The sequence below is a fragment of the Bradyrhizobium sp. Crot121 genome (assembly GCF_059512385.1).
In genome coordinates this window covers 1-17,567 of record NZ_JCAMOR010000112.1, presented here as the reverse complement: position 1 = coordinate 17,567, position 17,567 = coordinate 1, and the positions used below count along the sequence as shown (strand labels likewise).

General features: G+C 63.5%; 17 protein-coding genes and 2 pseudogenes. 5 read left to right on the top strand and 14 right to left on the bottom strand.

The window, feature by feature from the left end:
• Positions 1-305: 305 nt before the first annotated feature.
• From trbI to traI, 12 genes are read right to left on the bottom strand one after another with little or no spacing between them, the layout of a single operon-like run.
• Positions 306-1,592 carry an IncP-type conjugal transfer protein TrbI gene (gene trbI, locus AC5ZGW_RS42155; protein ID WP_130231667.1) on the bottom strand — a complete coding sequence of 429 codons (1,287 nt, stop codon included), beginning with the start codon at positions 1,590-1,592 and terminating at the stop codon, positions 306-308.
• On the bottom strand, positions 1,589-2,065 hold the full coding sequence (gene trbH, locus AC5ZGW_RS42150) for a conjugal transfer protein TrbH (RefSeq protein ID WP_130231669.1): 477 nt from the start codon (positions 2,063-2,065) through the stop codon (positions 1,589-1,591). Before trbH ends, trbI begins: the two co-directional genes overlap by 4 nt.
• Positions 2,066-2,069: 4 nt before the next feature.
• The gene (gene trbG, locus AC5ZGW_RS42145) at positions 2,070-2,894 is read right to left on the bottom strand and encodes a P-type conjugative transfer protein TrbG (protein WP_130231671.1); all 825 of its coding nucleotides are present in this window, start codon (positions 2,892-2,894) and stop codon (positions 2,070-2,072) included.
• A 17-nt stretch (positions 2,895-2,911) separates the two neighbouring features.
• Entirely contained in the window at positions 2,912-3,574 is a 663-nt protein-coding gene (gene trbF, locus AC5ZGW_RS42140; RefSeq protein ID WP_130231673.1) for a conjugal transfer protein TrbF, read from the bottom strand.
• 14 nt (positions 3,575-3,588) lie between these two features.
• The gene (gene trbL, locus AC5ZGW_RS42135; protein ID WP_463702910.1) at positions 3,589-4,776 is read right to left on the bottom strand and encodes a P-type conjugative transfer protein TrbL; all 1,188 of its coding nucleotides are present in this window, start codon (positions 4,774-4,776) and stop codon (positions 3,589-3,591) included.
• The gene (gene trbK / locus AC5ZGW_RS42130; RefSeq protein WP_130230274.1) at positions 4,770-4,985 is read right to left on the bottom strand and encodes an entry exclusion protein TrbK; all 216 of its coding nucleotides are present in this window, start codon (positions 4,983-4,985) and stop codon (positions 4,770-4,772) included. Before trbK ends, trbL begins: the two co-directional genes overlap by 7 nt.
• Positions 4,979-5,776: a P-type conjugative transfer protein TrbJ gene (trbJ, locus tag AC5ZGW_RS42125; protein WP_245475096.1), complete on the bottom strand. Its 798-nt coding sequence runs from the start codon at positions 5,774-5,776 to the stop codon at positions 4,979-4,981. The genes trbK and trbJ overlap by 7 nt, the downstream gene beginning before the upstream one ends.
• Positions 5,769-8,219 carry a conjugal transfer protein TrbE gene (locus tag AC5ZGW_RS42120; protein WP_130230278.1) on the bottom strand — a complete coding sequence of 817 codons (2,451 nt, stop codon included), beginning with the start codon at positions 8,217-8,219 and terminating at the stop codon, positions 5,769-5,771. The genes trbJ and AC5ZGW_RS42120 overlap by 8 nt, the downstream gene beginning before the upstream one ends.
• Before the next feature lie 9 nt (positions 8,220-8,228).
• The gene (locus AC5ZGW_RS42115) at positions 8,229-8,528 is read right to left on the bottom strand and encodes a conjugal transfer protein TrbD (RefSeq protein ID WP_130230280.1); all 300 of its coding nucleotides are present in this window, start codon (positions 8,526-8,528) and stop codon (positions 8,229-8,231) included.
• Complete coding sequence (locus AC5ZGW_RS42110; RefSeq protein ID WP_130230282.1) at positions 8,521-8,910, bottom strand: TrbC/VirB2 family protein; 390 nt, start codon at positions 8,908-8,910, stop codon at positions 8,521-8,523. The genes AC5ZGW_RS42115 and AC5ZGW_RS42110 overlap by 8 nt, the downstream gene beginning before the upstream one ends.
• Positions 8,900-9,868 carry a P-type conjugative transfer ATPase TrbB gene (gene trbB / locus AC5ZGW_RS42105; protein WP_130230284.1) on the bottom strand — a complete coding sequence of 323 codons (969 nt, stop codon included), beginning with the start codon at positions 9,866-9,868 and terminating at the stop codon, positions 8,900-8,902. Before trbB ends, AC5ZGW_RS42110 begins: the two co-directional genes overlap by 11 nt.
• A gap of 15 nt (positions 9,869-9,883) precedes the next feature.
• On the bottom strand, positions 9,884-10,495 hold the full coding sequence (gene traI / locus AC5ZGW_RS42100) for an acyl-homoserine-lactone synthase (RefSeq protein WP_130230286.1): 612 nt from the start codon (positions 10,493-10,495) through the stop codon (positions 9,884-9,886).
• Positions 10,496-10,940: 445 nt separating this feature from the next.
• Here traI and repA point away from each other — a divergent pair, with 445 nt between their 5' ends.
• The 5 genes from repA (at position 10,941) to AC5ZGW_RS42075 (ending at position 15,199) form a co-directional block, all read left to right on the top strand.
• Complete coding sequence (gene repA, locus AC5ZGW_RS42095; RefSeq protein ID WP_245475097.1) at positions 10,941-12,140, top strand: plasmid partitioning protein RepA; 1,200 nt, start codon at positions 10,941-10,943, stop codon at positions 12,138-12,140.
• The gene (repB, locus tag AC5ZGW_RS42090; protein WP_130230290.1) at positions 12,140-13,156 is read left to right on the top strand and encodes a plasmid partitioning protein RepB; all 1,017 of its coding nucleotides are present in this window, start codon (positions 12,140-12,142) and stop codon (positions 13,154-13,156) included. Before repA ends, repB begins: the two co-directional genes overlap by 1 nt.
• A gap of 214 nt (positions 13,157-13,370) precedes the next feature.
• On the top strand, positions 13,371-14,585 hold the full coding sequence (gene repC, locus AC5ZGW_RS42085; RefSeq protein ID WP_130230292.1) for a plasmid replication protein RepC: 1,215 nt from the start codon (positions 13,371-13,373) through the stop codon (positions 14,583-14,585).
• Between the two features lie 66 nt (positions 14,586-14,651).
• A complete protein-coding gene (locus AC5ZGW_RS42080; RefSeq protein WP_028152591.1) occupies positions 14,652-14,876 on the top strand; it encodes an antitoxin MazE-like protein in 225 nt (74 codons plus the stop codon).
• Positions 14,873-15,199 (top strand): type II toxin-antitoxin system PemK/MazF family toxin, encoded by a 327-nt coding sequence (locus AC5ZGW_RS42075; RefSeq protein WP_130230294.1) that lies wholly within the window; start codon positions 14,873-14,875, stop codon positions 15,197-15,199. The genes AC5ZGW_RS42080 and AC5ZGW_RS42075 overlap by 4 nt, the downstream gene beginning before the upstream one ends.
• A 148-nt stretch (positions 15,200-15,347) precedes the next feature.
• On the opposite strand, the pseudogene AC5ZGW_RS42070 reads toward AC5ZGW_RS42075, so the two are convergent.
• Positions 15,348-16,109: pseudogene (locus AC5ZGW_RS42070) on the bottom strand (IS5 family transposase).
• Between the two features lie 300 nt (positions 16,110-16,409).
• Positions 16,410-17,362 (bottom strand): annotated as a pseudogene (locus AC5ZGW_RS42065) (tyrosine-type recombinase/integrase).
• Positions 17,363-17,567 lie beyond the last annotated feature (205 nt).

The window sequence follows — 17,567 nt, the reverse complement described above, 5'->3', positions numbered from 1 at the left end:
AGGGTTCGATGGTCAAGTTGTCGGCCGTCGCGTTTCATGCCGATAGCATACACCAACGCCGCAACAATGTCGCCTATCTTTCTGACCTATGAGTAAGTTGACTCGCCAACCCGGCGAAGCTTCTGTTTTCGTCGTTATGATGTTGGTGCATAGGTGTCGTTCCGCTCTCCTCGCGTCTAATGCAGTCTGGCGTAGCTTGTTATTTATACTTGGCGCAACAAATGCGAAAATTTAGAGGCCGGATTGCATGAAACTGGTGGATCGAGCATCGCGATAGATGGCGGCTTCAGTCGCATTACGTGTGATCAGCCCCGATAAGCGCCAGGGAACACAATGTCCTGATCGACAAGGACGTTGAACTGATAACCGGGGCGAATCTCCAGCGCCGGCTGCACGTCGAGGTTCTTGTTGATGGTGCGCTCCGCAACACGGCCGAAGGTTTCCGCAAAATTCCGTCGTGCGGCGTCCGACGCGGTCTGCTGCGTCGCGAGCGTCGAGCTCTGCGGGACCGCCATATCTATGCCCGTGCCGATGATCGCGAGCAGGATCGCGGAGCCGAAGGTCTTGAAGTAGTGGTTGTCGACCTGGTCGGTGAAGCCGCCATAGCCTTCCGCGTCCGTTCCGGCCATGCCGCCGATCTGGACGGTCGAACCGTTCGGGAAAATGATGTCGGTCCAGATGACGAGGACGCGACTCTGGCCGAAGGAGATCTTGCTGTCGTAGCGGCCCATCAGCTTTGTTCCCTGAGGAATAAGCAGGCGGTGGCCGGTCGCACTGTCGTAGACGTTCTGGCTGACCTGGGCGGTAATGCGGCCCGGCAGATCGGAGTTGATGCCGGTGATCAGCGTCGCCGGGATGACGGAGCCGCGCTTGAGCTCATAGTAGGAGCGCGGGGGAACGACCTGGTTCGGCAGATAGCCGAGCTTGGCGAGGTCGGAGTTGAAAAAATTCTCCTTCTTCGCTTGCCCGTTGGGATAGAGGTTCTGGCCGTTGAGCCCGGTCAGAAGCGCGAGGCTGTAGAGGTCGGTCGGCGAGGATGAGGTCGGTGTCATCGCGCCCGGTTTCGCCGGCGACGTGGCCGCCGACGTCGCCTTGATCTTCTGCGTGTCGATGGCGAGCGGCGAATCCAGCGCGATGTTGCTCGCCTGCAGACGCGCCATTCTCTGGCGCTGGCGCTCCCGGAGGAGCTGTTCCTGTCCATCGCGGGCCAGACGCGCCCGCCAGGCTTCTTCGGATTCGAGTGCGCCGCCCCTCGGCTCTGCGACGGCAAGCTGTGGCGGGACGAAGGGGTTTTGCGGCGCAGGTTTCGGCTCGGGCGTCGGCGCCGCGGGCGGAGGCTGCTGGCCGTCGCCGATGATGCCGTCGGCAACGCCTCGCTTCATCTGATCGGCGAAGGTCGTGGCGGGCGCGCCGCCGGTCGAACCCGTGTCAGGCGTTGAGCGGAATGCGAGTCCCCTCGAGGTCAGCCCGTAGAAGATCACTGCGAGGAACACGATGCCGAGCACGGCCGCGGCGATGATCGGCAGGCGGTTGAGACGGCGGATGTCTTTCGGCGCGCCCGTCCCGCCGCCGAGTTGCAGAGATTGCGTCATGCCCCCTCCCCTCCCCGCTTCATCACCGAGACCGGGCTTGCCGGCAGCGCCCCCGTCGCGGTCGCGGAATAGACGCGGCCGATCTCGATCGAGCCGGTCGTGAGACGAGCGAGCGTCTGCCCGTCCATGGAGGCGAGCACATAGGCGAGCCGGATCGCTTTTGGATCCTTGGTCTCCTGATCGGTCGTGACGGCATAACCCCAGCCCCTGAGAGAGGTCTCCAACGCCGAACCGAAGGCGGAGCCATCGGGCTTCAGGACGAAGGTCGCCTTTCCCTGGCCGATTTGTTCGGCGAGGCGCGGGACGAGATCGCCGGCGACGGCGGAGGCGGCAGGCGTCGAGAGTTCGGCCGGCGCGGTGCTTGGGACAAGCCCGTCGGTGCCGAATGTCGCGCATCCGGAAAGAAGGGCGGCCGTGAGGAGGAAGGCGGCCGCGCGCGCCCTGCGGCAGCTGGTGAAGAAGTGGCTGGCCATGCCGTCACCCTCCCCTCTGGATGGTGATCTTCTCCTGGCTCCAGCCGACGCCGGAGAGGAGGATCGCCTTGTCGACCGCATAGTCGACGATCATGATGTTGCTCTTCATCCGGTAGTTGACGATGCGGTTCTGGCCGCCTGAGACCACGAACAGGACGGGGGCGTCCTGCGAGGCGACGGATTCCGGGAACTGGATGTAGGTCTTCGTGCCGTCGCTATAGACTTGGGTCGGCCGCCAGCCCGCGCTGCCGGAGACCGCATAGCTGAAGTTCAGCTGCTCCGCCGGCACGCCGGCGCCGCCCGCCTCGATCCGGGCGTTGACGTCGGCAAGGCGCGAGGAGACGTCCTCGGGATAGTCGAAGCCGACGCGCGCCATGTACTGGGTCGGGTGCGACTTGAGCTGGATGTGATAGGTCCGTCGCGACGTCGTCACCACTATGGAGGTGACGAGGCCGGGCTCGGTCGGCTTGACGATGAGGTGGATTGCCTGGCCGCCCGTCGCGCCGGAGGTCGCGGGCTCAACCTTCCAGCGCACGGTGTCGCCGACGAGGACGTCGCGCACCACCTCGCCACCCTGCAGTTCGATATCGCAGACCTGCAGCGGCGAGCAGACCACGGAGGGCTGCACCTCGCCATAGAGGAAGATCACCTTGCCATCGGCGCCCCGTGTCACGAGCCCGGTCCGGCCGCGCCACTGGCCGGAAATGTCCATGCCCTTGGCTTCCTTCCGGTTGAGGCTTTGGGCATCGGCGCTGTGAAGGCCGGTGACGGAAACGAGGGCGGTCGCGATCAGAAGGGCGGCCTGGAAGCTTGGTCTTGTCGCAGTCATAGTTAAGGGCGCGCCTTTCAGATCTGTGCGGTCCAGTCGAAATCCTTGAGGTAGAGGCCGATCGGGTTGAGCCGGATCACCGCCTCGTCCTGCGGCGGGATCAGCACGACGCTGGCCACGCCCCGGAAGCGCCGGGTCGCCACTTCCTTGCCCTTGCGGTCGCGCTCGTATTCGGTCCAGTCGATCTGGAAGGACTGCGGCGACAGCGGCACGACATTATTGACCTCGATCGCGACCGTTGCGGTCTTGGCCTTGTCGAACGGCGAGCTCGAGCGGAACCAGGCGTTGACCTTTTCGGTCGCGGGGTCCGTCGTGCGCAGCATGGCGTAGACGCGGTCGATATATTGCTTCTGCACCACCGTGTCCGGCGTCACCGATCGGAAGTTGGTGATGAAGCCCGCAAGCGTGGCGCGCACCACGCGAGGATCGGCATATTCGATCCGCGCCGGAAACCCCGCGCTCACCGAAGAACCGAGCTTATCAACTTCAACGATATAGGGAACGAGCTTGACCTGCGTGCTCTGATAGAGCGCATAGCTCGTGCTCATGAACGCGAGGCCGAGGCTTGCAATGCCGACGATGCGCCAGGCGCTGGCGGCCTTCACATAGGAGCCGTAGCGCTCGGTCCATTCCCGCCGCGCGGCGATATAGGGATTTTCGGGACTGCTGGGGGAGGCCAAACGTGTTTCTTCCGTCAATTGTCATATTTTTGGGGCGAAGGGGTCGGCGTACCGTTGCCGCCTTTCTCGAGCTTCGCATTGGCGAGCCCGAGCAGCGATCCGGCATAGGCGCCGGGCGCACCGATCGCCTTGTCGCGGGCGGCCGAGGCGAGCGCGCCTCCGGCCGACGCGGCGCCGCGCAATCCGGCCATTGCGGCGCCGCCGACAGATGAACCGCTCGCGCGCGCCGCCGAGAAGGCCGCTGCGCCAGCGTTGGCCCCGCCCATCGCGAGGGCAGTGCCTCCGGCCGCGAAACTCGCGGCCTGCGCGCCGTGCCGGATCACCTCCATGCCGCCGCTGACCGAAGCGCCTTGAACCACGCCCTGGACGATGGCCGGCACGTACATCGCGAGGATGAAGACGACGACCGCGATGCCGGCGATGGCGAGCGCGGTCTGGTACTGGTTGCCGACCGACGTATCCTGGGCGAGGCCGATCAGTACGTCGGAACCGATCTTGGCGATCATCACGAGCGACATGAGCTTCATGCCGACCGAGAAGGCGTAGACGAGGTAGCGGATCGCAAAGTCCTTGGTGAAGGATGAGCCGCCGAGGCCGAGCATGATCATGCCGGCGAGAAGGCCGACATACATCTCGACGAGAACGGCGAGGAAGATCGCCGCCACCAGCGAGAAGGCGATGACGCTGACGATCATGGCGAGTGAGGCCGAGAGCGCCAGCGCGTTGTCCTGAAACACGCCGAAGGAGATCTTCTGCGACATGGCGGAGGCGACCGTCAGGCCGGCATTGAAGACGTTCGCCGGCGAAGCCGAGCCGCTGCCGCCGCCGATCTGGAACAGGCTGTCGACCACGGCCTTGGCGAAACTCGGCCCCTCCGTGAGGACGAAGGCGAAGAAGCCGATGAACATGATCCGGCGCACGAGCTCGGCGAACCAGGCCTCGATCGTCGCGGCCTGGATCGCGAGCCAGACCGCGGCGATGCCGACCTCGATGCCGGCGAGAATCCAGAACAGCGATTTTGCGGCATCCGTGACAGTTTTTTCCCAACCCTTCGCGGCCGTGACCACCTGGTTCTCGACCGTCGTCAGCACGCCGCCATCCGCGGCGGCGATTGCCGGGTCGACGGCGCAAAGAAAGACGGTGGCTGCGACGGCAATGACGAGCACCGTCGAAGGACGGGTGAGAAAGGAGGCCGTCACCATCGCGGACGTATCTCCTGTCCGTTGGTCATGTCGTACTTTTGCGGCGCGCCGAAAAAGTCCTTCGCGCGCTTGCGGTCATCGCTCGCGTGCGGAGCCGGCGCCGGATCGGTTGCGGCCGGGGTCGTCGGCGTGCGCAGGGAAAGCCAGAGACCGATGGCGGCCGCCGCGCATGTGCAAATGATGACGACCAGAGCGGGAGGTTTCACCATCTCGGACGCATCTCCTGTCCGCCCGACATCGAGGGCGCCGTCGACTTGAAGAACTCCTCCCGGCGCGCTTGTGCGAGGTCCTTCTCGGCCTGTTCCGACTGATACCAGGTCGCCATCATCGTCATCTGCTGGGAGACGAGCCCGCGCAGCTTCTGCATCTGGGCGACCTGCTGGGTCGCGATCTGGTGGCTGACCTGCAGCGCCTTCATCTGACCGTCGGCGCCTTCCGACATCGTGCGGAGCTGCGACATGGTCGCCTCCTCGCTCGATAACTGATCGGCGGTGAGGCTCGCGGCGCGCAGCGTGCCGCCGATCGTGTCGCGGTTGGTCGAGGACCACGTCTGATAGGTCGACGAGAAGCTGGCATTGTTCGGCAGACTGGTCTTGAAGTCGGCGTAGCTCTGGAAGCGCTGCTTCAGCACATCGTCGATATTGCCCATCGAGAAGGCGATGCCCTGCCCCTGGCTAACGATGTTCCTGAGCTGGTTGAGATCGCTCTGGACCTGCCCCCAGATATGGTTCGACAACTGCGCGGTGTTCTGCAGCATGTTGCTGTAGATCTTCAGCTGGTTCTGAATCTGCTCGGCGAGCTGGGTGATCTGCTTGATCTGGTTGTTCACCTGCTCGGCCGATTTGCCGACCAGCGAAACGAGTTCGCTGTTGTTGAGCATCTGCGTCCACTCGGTCGCGCCGCCACTGAGGGCGCCGCCGCCAGCGAAGGCGGATCTCGCCAAGAACGGAATGGCGAAGGCGGCGGTCGCCGCGCCGCGCAGGAATTCCAATCTAGTCATGTGCGAGTAGCGCCTCGGCATGAGCGATCCCCCTTGTCTGGAGCCAGTACGCCGGCCAGGTGCGGCCGTGCGCTGTCTTGAGTTCCGTGATGCGTTTGAGATCGTCCCGGCCGGAGGCGCCGACGAAGGCGAGCGCGACCGGACCCAGCGCCATGTCGAAGAGGCGACGTCCGGCGGGGGAGGTGACGTAATATTCGCGCTTCGGGATCGCGTTGGAGACGATCTCGACCTGGCGCTCGTTGAAGCCGAGGCGTTCGTAGAACTCGCGCGTTCCCGGCTCACGCGCCGCGCCGTTCGGCAGGCAGATTTTGGTCGGGCAGGATTCCTTCAGCACGTCGATGATGCCGGAACGCTCGGCGTCCGAGATCGACTGCGTGGCGAGCACCACGGCGCAATTGGCCTTGCGCAGCACCTTCAGCCATTCGCGGATTTTGTCGCGGAAGACGGGATGGCCCAGCATCAGCCAGGCCTCGTCGAGCAGGATAAGGCTCGGAGCGCCGGTCAGCCGCTTCTCGATCCTCCGGAACAGATAAGTGAGCACGGGCACGAGGCTGCGCTCGCCCATGTTCATCAGCTCCTCGATCTCGAAGGTCTGGAAACCGCCGAGCACCAGCCCGTCGCGCTCGGCATCGAGCAGATGCCCCATCGGGCCGTCGACCGTATAGTGGTGCAGCGCGTCCTTGATCTCGCGCATCTGCACGCCCGAGACGAGGTCGGAGAGCGAGCGTCCCGGCGCCCCCGCCATGAGGGCGACCTGGCGCGAGATGGCGTTGCGATGATCCGGCGTGACGCTGACGCCCTGCAGCGCCACGAGCGTCTCGATCCACTCTGACGCCCAGGCGCGGTCGGCGTCGGTGGCAAGTTCGGCGAGCGGGCAGAAGGCAAGCTGAGGCCCCTCCCCTGCCCCGCCAATCTCATAGTGATCGCCGCCAGCCGCGAGCGTCAGCGGCATCAACGATGGGCCCTTGTCGAAGGCGAAGATCTGCGCGCCGCTGTAGCGGCGGAATTGCGCGGCGATCAGCGCCAGAAGGGTCGATTTGCCGGAGCCGGTCGGGCCGAAGATCAGGCTGTGACCGACATCGTCGGTGTGAAGGTTCAGCCGGAACGGGGTCGAGCCCGACGCCACCTGCATCAGCGGTGGTGAACCCTCCGGATAGAACGGGCATGGCGCGACTGGGCTACCCGACCAGACAGAATTGAGCGGCAGAAGGTCGGCGAGGTTGCGGGTATGGATCAGCGGCTCGCGGATGTTCGCATACCAGTTGCCGGGCAGCGATCCGAGGAAGGCCTCCGTGGCGTTCAGCGTCTCGATGCGGGCGCCAAAACCCTCGGCCTGGACGACACGGCGAATGCCCTCGCACTTTTCGCGTAGCCGTTCGGCATCGTGATCCTGCAGCACGATGACCGGGGTGTAGTAGCCATAGGCGACGAGCTGCGATGCCGCTTCGGCGATTGCATCCTGTGTCTCGGCGACCATGGCCATGGCGTCCTGGTCGACCGAACGCGACTGGGTCTGGAACAGCTGGTCGAAGAAGGGCCGGACCTTCTGCTGCCACTTCTTGCGGGTGCGCTCGAGCCGTTCGCGCGCTTCGATCTGGTCGAGGAACATGAAGCGCGACGACCAGCGATAGGTCAGCGGCATCTGGTCGAGCACATTGAGGATGCCCGGCCAGCTTTCCGCCGGCAGTCCGTCAATCGCCACCACGCCGACGTAACGGCCGTCGACCATCGGCGTCAGCCCGTGCTGATATTCGGCGGTGACGAGCCAATCGAGATACATCGGGATCTCGGGCAGGCGGACCGGATGGTTCTCTCCGGTGACGCAGAAGCGCACGAACTGGAAGAGCTCGTCATAGCGCGCGATGCGCGTCCCGCCGTGTTCCACGGTCTCGCGCGTCCGCATGCGCTGGATCGACAGCAGGTTCGACAGATATTGCTCGATCTCGCGAATCGAGGTCCTGAAGTTGCGGAGCGCCGTGTCGGCGAAGCTCGCCGAACGGCTGTCCTTGTCGGAGTAGGCGTACTTGGCGAGGCCCGACTTGCGCCGCTCTGGCGGGCGCCAGGTCAGGATCAGGGCATGCCGGCTTTCGTAGTGCCCTTTCTCCCGTTCGAAATGCCCGCGCCGCTCCTCGTCGATCGCGCGCGTGACCGCGTCGGGGAAATGCCCGTCCTTGCGGGCGGGATAGTCGGTGGCCGGAATGCGCAGCGCCTCGACCTGGATCATCCAGCCCGAGCCGAGGCGGGCCAGGATGGCATTGATCTGCCGGGACACATCGTTGCGCTCGGCGTCGGTCGAGCTCTCCGAATCCGGCCCGGCAAAATACCAGCCGGCCATCAGCGAGCCGTCCTTAAGGAGGGCGATGCCGTCATCGACCAGTCCCGCGTAGGGCACGAGGTCGGCGAAGGACGGCCCGGAATGGCGGAAGGAACGCAGCGCAACCATGCTCGATCCTCAGAAGCGCCGCCAAGGCGAAGAGGTCGGGCGATAGTGCTGGCGGTAGCCGACATGGCGAAGATAGACGCGCCGCATCGCCGGATCGGCCTTCGCCATCATCCGCAGCAGGCCGACAGTGAAGGTCCAGATCGTGACGCCGAGCAGTGCCGCATACCAGGTGAGCACCACGAAAATCAGGATGACGGCCGCGAGGCCCGTCAACAGCACGAGCTCGCGGTCGGCGCCCATCAGCAGATTGGGACGCGAGAGCGCGCGGTGGATACGCGAGCGGGCGAGAGCGGAGCCGGCTTCAGCCATGAGCCCCCTCCCCTGCCCGGATGCCGGGTGAGACAGGGGTGGCCGTTGTGTCGGTTGCGACGGTGCCGATCGAAGCGCCGGTGGAACCGAACAGGGCGACGATCTGGGTCGAACCAAGCAGGATGCCGGCGACGAGTACGATGTACATCAGCCGCCGCGCGAAATCGTTCAGCTCGCCGCCAAAGATCAGCATGCCGCCGGCGACCGCCACGGCCGCGAGTGCGATGAAGCCGGCGACCGGGCCGGTGATGGATTTCTGGATCTGCTCAAGCGGACTTTCCCAAGGCAGGCTGCCGCCCGAGGAGGCAAGCGCGGGATGAGTGATCAGCAGGCCGAGCGCGAGCCCCAGCGCGATGCGGGCGGCAAGGCGGTCAGGCGACATTGGTTTCCTCCTTTGGGCAATAGGATTCGGTCTGGTAGCGGCCGTTGACGAAGCCCTCGACGTGGAGGATGTCGCGCAGGACGCGGCCCCTCGTGGTCCGCTCGATCGAGACGATCAGGTCGACGGCTTCGCCGATTACCTCACGCATCGGCTGCTGGCTCGCTTCGGCGATGAGCTGCTCGAGCCGGCGCAGGGCCGACTCGGCGGTGTTCGCATGAACGGTGGCTACGCCACCGGGATGGCCTGTGTTCCAGGCTTTGAGCAGCGTAAGCGCGGCGCCGTCGCGGACCTCGCCCACGACGATGCGATCGGGCCTGAGCCGCATGGTGCTCTTGAGAAGCCGGGCCATGTCGACGGTGTCGCTGGTGTGCAACGCGACTACGTTTTCGGCCGGGCACTGGATCTCGGCCGTGTCCTCCAGGATCAGGATGCGGTCGTCAGGCGCTGTCTCGGCGATCTCCGCGATGACGGCGTTCGCCAGCGTCGTCTTGCCCGACCCGGTGCCCCCGGAAATGACGATGTTGAGGCGCGAGGCGACGGCGTTACGAATGATGTCGGCCTGGCGCTCCGTCATCACCCGGTTCTTCACATAGTCGGCAAGCAGAATCAGCCGCGACGCGCGCCGGCGGATCGTGAAGGCCGGCGCCTTGACAATCGGGGGCAGCAACCCCTCGAACCTGTGGCCGCCAATCGGCAATTCGCCGGAGATGATCGGCTGCTCGTCATCGGCTTCGGAATTGAGCGCATGCGCCACGCTGCCGATGACGATCTCCGCGGCGGCCGCGGTCATCTCTCCGGTCGCCGCCATGCCGTGGCCGAGCCGTTCGATGAACAGCTTGCCGTCCGGATTGAGCATGATCTCCACCACGCTTGCGTCCTCGAGGGCGACGCAGAGCTGGTCGCCCAGGGCTTCCTGCAGCTTGCGGATCAGGCGCGGATGAGAGCGCAATTGCGTCATCGCGACGGGCTCCCTTTAAGCCGCTTGCGGGAGCGGATAGATCGACGAGGCGGAGTCGTTCGGCCGCACGTGCTCGAAGCTCGCCCGGTCCGTCCGCAGCAGGCCGACGATGGCCGCCGTGTTGCCGATCGGCTTGGGCTCTTCGATCCGCGCCATCGGCCAGCCCGCGCGGCGCAGGATTAGCTCGATGCGGGCGGCGGTCACGGTGACGAGTTCGGAATAGCCGTTCGCCATCGACCATTCGATGATCGCCGCGAACATGGTCCAGGTGGCGTCATGAAGCGCCTGCCCTGCCCTCCCCGTCTCCATCGACGTGTCGACGCAGAAGCGCGAGCTTTCGATCATGGCGGCGTGAGGCAGGCCCGACGCGATCAACTCGGGAAAGCGCACGGACAGCAGCGTCGGCCCTGTCGTGGAAAGCAATCGGGCGCAGCCCGCGACCTCGTTTCGGTCGGATAGCGCCAGGATGTAGGTCGGCCGGCAGGGGTCGAACTGATCGGCCTCGTGCCCGTCCCTGACCACGACGTTCAGGCGCTCGCGGAAGACGCGGGCGCGAAGTCTATGCATCGAATCGAGAAGGACAGCCGAGTGACTGTCAGTTTTGGGTGGAACGGCGATGGCCCGCATGCGTGTTGCTCCGAATCTGTCGGGTTCGAAGGGCTAAAAGCCACCATCGCGGGGCCGGCGCGACTAATGAAATTATGAGCGGGGTTCTCCATGCCCGGGTGGGTCGGCATCGACAAAGCCTGAAAGCGGTCGTGGGATCGTGAATAGCGAGCGCTGGCGCCCCTCATAAAACCATGAGCCCCGGCAGGGCCGCATTCTCAATGAAGCGCGCAGTTATGCTATTGATTGGAATGCAATAAATGCGTTCAACGCGCCGATGCGATCCGCGTGCGGAGGTGCCAGAAGCCCGGCGATCGTGCCCCACGGGTCACGCCCGTTCTCATTGATTGGCCAAAATCGGAGCTTCGAGGCGACAACTTGCAAAAATAGTCCTTGCGCGACTCTGTGGAATCGGCAGAAAACCTTTAATGACGCAAATCATCCGCAGTTCGTCTGGAAAGCGCAAGTGACAGCCAGCATCGATACAGAGGGAACGCAGGTCCGCAGTCTCATAAAAGAGCAAGGGACAGCGCTTTCCCGGAATCTGACCGAGCACCGCCTGAAGAGCTTTCCGCCGACGGCCGCGAAGGCTTTCCGCAAAATGTCTCCCTCCGAAGTGGCGGCTCTCTTGAGGGTGACGGAAAGCTGGCTCCGTCAGACGGCGATCGCATACGGTGAGGACTTGACCAGCAAGGGGCAGTCCCGCCGCACCTACACGCTGGAAGACATCCAGACTCTTCGTAAAACCCTGGGCGCCAAACCACGTTCCTCGGAGAAATATCTCCCTGGGCGACGGGATGGCGAGGCGCTCCAGATCATTTCGATTCTGAATTTCAAGGGCGGCTCGGCCAAGACAACCACGGCCGCCAATCTCTCGCAGTACTTGGCCCTGCATGGCTATCGTGTGCTGGTCATCGACCTCGATCCGCAAGCCAGTTTGACAACAATGTTCGGCGTCGCGCCGGAGGTCGATGTCGAGCCCGATCACACCATCTACGGCGCCATCCGCTACGACAGTGAGGCGCGCAGCATCCGCGAGATCATCCGCAAGACCTACATTCCAGGGCTCGATCTGGTCCCGGCCGGTCTCGAGCTGATGGAATACGAGCATGCGACGCCGCGGATACTCCATGAGCGGCATTTGCCTGCGGCATCAATCTTCGCTCGTATCCAGAACGCCATCAGTGAGGTGGACGACGATTACGATCTCGTCATCATCGACTGCCCTCCCCAGCTTGGATATCTCACCTTCGGCGCACTGTTCGCCGCCACATCGGTTCTGATCACCGTTCATCCCCAGATGCTTGACGTGATGTCGATGTCTCAGTTCCTGACCATGCTCGGCGACCTGCTGGATGTGATCGCGAGCAACACCGGGGCTGAGCCGAATTACCATTGGCTGCGCTATCTTCTGACGCGTTTCGAGTCAGCCGACGGGCCTCAAAATCAGATGGCCGGGTTTATGCGGACCGTCTTCGGCGAGCACATTCTCAACCATCCGACCTACAAATCGACGGCCATTTCGGATGCTGGGTTGACCAGCCAGACAATCTACGAGGTCGAGCGTAATCAGTTTGTCCGCGCCACCTACGATCGCGCTCTTGAGACCGTCAACGCGGTCAACAGCGAGATCGAGCAACTCATCCATCGAGCTTGGGGACGCTGATGAGGAAGAACATCTTCTCCAACGTTATCCCGGCGGGCGGTCAATCAGATTCGAGTACGCAGCAGGTTAAGCAACCCGTCCAGCGGGCCGGGCCTCTTAGCACCTTAAGCGGCATCCTGGAGAATTCGGCTGAAGAAACGCGCCGGCTCCAGGAGACGGTTAGCGATCTCAACAAGCAGCTGCAATCTGGCGTCAATGTCGTCGAGATCGATCCGGCTCTCATAGACCCCTCGCCTATTCGCGATCGCCTCGACGATCCGGCATCTGACGAGAACGAGTCGCTGCGAGCTAGCATCGCCGAAAGCGGCCAGAGGGTCCCTGCCCTGCTCCGGCCGAACCCGTCAGCACCAGGCCGCTATCTCACGGTCTTCGGCCATCGGCGCGTGGCGGCTGTTAAAGCTCTCGGCCGACCCCTGAAAGCCGTCGTCACGGACATTGGCGAGGAAGAGGCCCTGGTCGCTCAGGGGCAGGAGAACAACGAGCGTAACAACACCTCTTTCATCGAGAAGTGCCTGTTTGCTCGGCGACTGAAAGATCGCGGCCTCAAGGGCGAACGTCTCGTTTCTGCCATCTCGGCCAGCAAATCGACGGTCTACAAAATGATCGAGGTTGCTTCGATGATTCCCGAAGATGTCATCATCGCGATCGGCCCCGCCCCTTCTGTTGGGCGGCCAAGATGGGCCACTCTGGCGGAGACCATCCCGTCGAATATGAAGGTTTGCCGCAGACTTCTCGGCGACACTGAGTTTCTGAGACTCGGTAGCGATGAGCGCTTCAATGCCGTTTTCGCTGCGGCTTCCAGGAGGGAAACGAAAAAGTCCGCAGCTGCGGACTTTTCTCCGATCGCGGGTCGCAATGGATCCGAGTTCGCACTCGTTAAGCGGTCGCCGTCTGGCGATATGACCGTGAAGATCCCCAAGAATGATGGGTCTTCGCGTAAGGATGGCCGCCCGTTCGGTGAGTGGCTCGAAAGCCGGATGGCGTCTCTCTACGACGATTGGCTCGACGGCCAGTAGGAGTTGGCATCTGGCAACCCCCAGTTTGCGTCCCTAACCGCGTAACGATCAACCCAGAACCAAGGAGCAGCCGCAAAAGAAAAGGCCCCCGAAGCGAAGCCCCGGAAGCCCTTTCTCATCAATCTTGGCGGATTTGAGAAAACACCTTCCGCGAATCGCTGTCAAGAGTCCTAGGCGTCGATTCGGCGAGCAAATTTCTTTTGCCTGACAACAAATGCAGACACGTGCCCCAACGACGCCCTTTGGGCGGCGACCGTTGACGCTTACCCATGTGGCAACGCAGATCGTCGCGACTTCGCGGCCGCCCGAAAAGGTCGTCCACAAATGGAAGATCTTCCAGGCTCTCTGCACGGCCAGGCCGAAACTCGGTGTCTCCGAACGTTCACTGGCGGTCCTGAATGCGCTGCTGACTTTCCATCCGGAGACGGCGCTCACCGGAGAGGACGATCTGATCGTCTTCCCGTCGAACGTCCAGTTGTCTCTGCGAGCCCATGGCATGCCGATCTCAACGTTGAAACGTCATCTGGCGGCCCTGGTCGATGCTGGCCTGATCGTTCGCCGGGACTCACCGAACGGCAAGCGCTATGCCAGAAAGGATATGGCAGGGGAGATCGATCGCGCCTTCGGCTTCGACATCTCGCCGTTGGTTGCCCGTTCCGATGAGATCGAGCGCCTAGCCGAGGAGATCGCGGCCGAGATCAGGGCCGTGAAGCTGGCCCGCGAGCGCATCACGCTATGCCGGCGCGACATCGCCAAGATGATCGCCTCCGGCATTGAGGAGAGCGTACCCGCCGACTGGCCCAGGATTCACGTCGGATTCCGGGCGATCGTGGACGGAATTCCACGCTCGCCAACACTTGAGCAGCTGGAGGAGGCCGCCGATACGCTTTCTCAACTTGCCGACGACGTGCTTGATCTGCTGAAATCACACGTCAAAACGTCGAATCTGGACTCCAATGAGGCCCATTCTGAGCCGCACAAACAGAATTCAAATCCAAACTCCTTTATTGATCTTGAACCAGCCTTCAAAAAAGGCAGGGCGGCTAGGCCGTCGCCAGACCAACAAGCGCCGAGGGGAGGGGAGGGGAGCTATCCCTTAGGAATGGTACTGCAGGCGTGTGGCGACCTGGCCGATTACGCCAAGGACGGCCAGATTTCGAATTGGCGCGATTTCCTGGCGACGGCCGCTGTGGTCCGGCCGATGCTCGGGATCAGTCCCAGCGCTTGGGAGGAGGCGCAGTGCGTTATGGGTGAGGTCCAGGCCGCGATCGTTGTCGCTTGCATCCTCGAGCGGAGCGCCACCATCAATTCCGCCGGCGGCTATCTGCGCGGCCTGACGGCGAAAGCCGGGGCAGGGGAGTTCTCGCTCGGGCCGATCCTGATGGCGCAGATGAATGCCCGGCTGAAGAAAACGAAAACGCGGGCCTAATTCATGGAACGGTTTGGTAGCGCCAACCTTTATAGTAAAGTAGCGCGCAACTGATGGAGATCTCATATGGCGCGGCCCAAGCACACCGATGACGGCCTGACCAAGTTTCAGCGCTACCGCCAGCAGCAGCAGCATCGCGGCATGAAGCAGCTGCGTATCTGGGTGCCTGATCCCCACAAGCCGGAATTTGCCGCCGAAGCCAGGCGGCAGGGATTGCTGCTGCGCGGCCGGCCCGAGGAAGCGGAGGCGCTGGATTTCATTGCCGCCGCGACTGAATGGCCTGAATCGTGAGGAGAGGGGATCTCGTCACGGTTTCGGCACAGGGCGACTACGGCAAGCCCCGTCCGGCGGTCGTCATCCAGTCCGATGTGCTCAATGCGGCGGACAGCGTGCTCGTGGTCTTGCTCACCGGCACGATCGCCGATGCCCCGCTATATCGGCTCACCATCGAGCCGACGGCCTCGAACGGTCTCAAACTCGTCTCACAGGTCATGGTCGACAAGGTTCTGGCCTATCCGCGTGCCAAATGCGGCCCGGTGATAGGCCATCTGTCAGGCGCCGATATGCTGGCGCTGAACAACATGCTGTCCGTGATGATCGGGCTCGCCGACTGATTGGACAGCAACAAAGAAGGGAGGCCCGATGAATATCATCGTCGACTGGAAGACTGAGCCTTGGCAGGCCGCCAATCCACGCTCCAAAAGAATGGAGCGCAACTGGTTGATCAGCGCCGTACGCTCGGCGACTAGGCCGTGTGGACAGTTACCTTATCCAGAGCAGAGTGGCGGCAATGGCGACGACGGCGAAGTAGTTTCGCGCGGTCTTTTCGTAGCGCGTGGCGACACGCCTGAACTGCTTCAGTTTTGAGAAGCAGCATTCGACGAGGTGACGCTCGGCGTAAAGGGGCTTGTTGAGCGGATATTTCTTGGTCCGCGAAGGATTGTTTGGAATGACGGCCTGTGCGCCCTTTGCGGCGATGGCGGCTCTGAACGCGTCGGAATCGTAGGCCGCATCCGCCATGACGAACTCGGCCGCAAGGCCCTCGACGAGGGGCTGGGCTTGCGGGGCATCACCGGCTTGGCCTGCCGTCAGGAAGAAACGGACCGGACAGCCCAGGCCGCGGACGGCCATATGGATCTTAGTCGTCAGGCCGCCGCGCGATCGACCGATGGCCTGATTTTGAGCCCCCCTTTTGCGCCGCTGGCGTGCTGGTGGGCGCGGACGATGGTGGAATCGACGATCAGGTATTCAAAGTCTGGATCATCCGCCAGCGCTTCGAACATGCGCAGCCAGACCCCTTTGGCGCTCCATCGGCTGAAGCGCCGGAACACGCTATTCCAGTCGCCGAACGCTTCAGGCAGATCGCGCCACGGCGAGCCGGTGCGCACAATCCACAAAACGCCCTCGACGAACATCCGAGTTATCGCGCCCCGTCGAACCGCGCTGGTCCGGCCGGCCGATGATCAAGCCGGATATTCGATCCCATTGCGCATCGCTTAGAACCAGCCGATCCTTGACGCCCAAGGCTTCCTCCTAAAAGAAAGCCTTGAATCACGTTCAATCTGATTTGAGAATCCCAAGAGTCCACACGGCCTAGCCGTTCTCTCGAACTGTGTGGAGTCTGCACGTCGAGTTGATTCTGACTTTTGAACGTCTGGCAGTTCCTTCGTGACAACTGGCTTTCGAACCGCGTGTGCAAATCCTACAACGACATCCTCGATCACTGTTGCTACGCGTGGTACAAACTTATCGACCAGTCGTGGCGCATCATGTTTATCGGAATGCGCGATTGGGCATATCGGTTCTAATCAGCGGGAAGCGGCCTCAGAGCCCCGCCGCCTTCGTCAGATTGACGCGGAAGCGGTCGCGGCGCCGCTGATAACGGCGGGTCAGCTCGGCGCTGGCATGGCCCAACTGCTTCTGCACGTAGCGCTCGTCGACCTCCGCTGAGGAGGCGAGGCCGGCACGGAGGGAATGCCCGGCGAACTTCGTCTCCCGCTCGCCTTCCGGCAGATCGCCGCGCGTTTGACCAGCCGGGCGACCTGCTGATCGGCCAGCCGGTCCGGCCCGACATCCTTGCCTTGGTCGCGCACTCGGCGAAACAGCGGCCCGTGGCCGATCCGGGCCAGCTTCAGCCAGATCTGCAGGGCGACGATCGGGCAGGTGGCGTCGGACGAGCCGCGGCCGATCTCGACCCAGCCGCGGCCGTCCCCGGTCTGGTCGCGGCCGCAATCCAGGCCGACGATTTCCGAGCGCCGCAGACCGCCGGCGAAGCCGACCAGCAGCATGGCGCGATCCCTGAGGCCTCGCAAGGTGCCGCGATTGAGGGTCTCGAGCATGGCGATGATGTCTTCCGGCAGCACGGCTTCCTTCTGCCGGGGCGGGGCGGCGTGGGTGTTGCGGATGCCGGCGAGCACGGTCGCGATGTGCCGGTCCATGCGGGCGAGCGGCGTCCCGCGCTGCGCATAGTTCCAGGTCAGCGCTGAGAGCCTGCGCTCGATCGTCGCGACGGAATTGGCCTGGCGATCAGCCGTCGCGGCGCCCGAAGCGTAGGCGGTGATGTAAAGCCCGACCGTCTGGGGGGAGGGCGGTAGCACCTCGAGGCCCTGGCGCCGGCACCAGCCGGAAAAGTGCTTCCAGTCGGAGGCATAAGCCCGGCGCGTGTTGGCCGAGCTTGCCGCCCCGACATAGTCGCGGGCGCGCTCGGCGAGCCGTTCGAGATGCGCCGGCAGGCCGGAGTCCGCGGCCGGAAGCGGGGCGGGGAGGCCGCCGCCGATCTCGGCCGACGTTTCGACGGCGGAACGATCGACGGCTGGAGCCGGGGCTCTCAGGCGGCGCGGAGCTCTCTGGCGCACGAATGTTCGGGTTCTGGGCGGCGCTATCGGGCATTCTCTCTATCATGAGCAAAACGAACGATAAGGCAACATTATCGCTCGTTGTTATCCACCGACAGGCGCGGCGGTTTGTGGCGTTTTTGATGGT

What these genes read in the sequence shown, in the direction of transcription:
- trbJ (WP_245475096.1), bottom strand. Translation starts at nt 5,776, where the DNA reads ATGACTAGATTGGAATTCCTGCGCGGCGCGGCGACCGCCGCCTTCGCC.
- trbI (WP_130231667.1), bottom strand. Translation starts at nt 1,592, where the DNA reads ATGACGCAATCTCTGCAACTCGGCGGCGGGACGGGCGCGCCGAAAGAC.
- AC5ZGW_RS42115 (WP_130230280.1), bottom strand. Translation starts at nt 8,528, where the DNA reads ATGGCTGAAGCCGGCTCCGCTCTCGCCCGCTCGCGTATCCACCGCGCG.
- trbH (WP_130231669.1), bottom strand. Translation starts at nt 2,065, where the DNA reads ATGGCCAGCCACTTCTTCACCAGCTGCCGCAGGGCGCGCGCGGCCGCC.
- trbB (WP_130230284.1), bottom strand. Translation starts at nt 9,868, where the DNA reads ATGACGCAATTGCGCTCTCATCCGCGCCTGATCCGCAAGCTGCAGGAA.
- AC5ZGW_RS42080 (WP_028152591.1), top strand. Translation starts at nt 14,652, where the DNA reads ATGGCGCGGCCCAAGCACACCGATGACGGCCTGACCAAGTTTCAGCGC.
- repC (WP_130230292.1), top strand. Translation starts at nt 13,371, where the DNA reads ATGCAGACACGTGCCCCAACGACGCCCTTTGGGCGGCGACCGTTGACG.
- AC5ZGW_RS42120 (WP_130230278.1), bottom strand. Translation starts at nt 8,219, where the DNA reads ATGGTTGCGCTGCGTTCCTTCCGCCATTCCGGGCCGTCCTTCGCCGAC.
- trbL (WP_463702910.1), bottom strand. Translation starts at nt 4,776, where the DNA reads ATGGTGACGGCCTCCTTTCTCACCCGTCCTTCGACGGTGCTCGTCATT.
- AC5ZGW_RS42110 (WP_130230282.1), bottom strand. Translation starts at nt 8,910, where the DNA reads ATGTCGCCTGACCGCCTTGCCGCCCGCATCGCGCTGGGGCTCGCGCTC.
- traI (WP_130230286.1), bottom strand. Translation starts at nt 10,495, where the DNA reads ATGCGGGCCATCGCCGTTCCACCCAAAACTGACAGTCACTCGGCTGTC.
- repB (WP_130230290.1), top strand. Translation starts at nt 12,140, where the DNA reads ATGAGGAAGAACATCTTCTCCAACGTTATCCCGGCGGGCGGTCAATCA.
- trbG (WP_130231671.1), bottom strand. Translation starts at nt 2,894, where the DNA reads ATGACTGCGACAAGACCAAGCTTCCAGGCCGCCCTTCTGATCGCGACC.
- trbK (WP_130230274.1), bottom strand. Translation starts at nt 4,985, where the DNA reads ATGGTGAAACCTCCCGCTCTGGTCGTCATCATTTGCACATGCGCGGCG.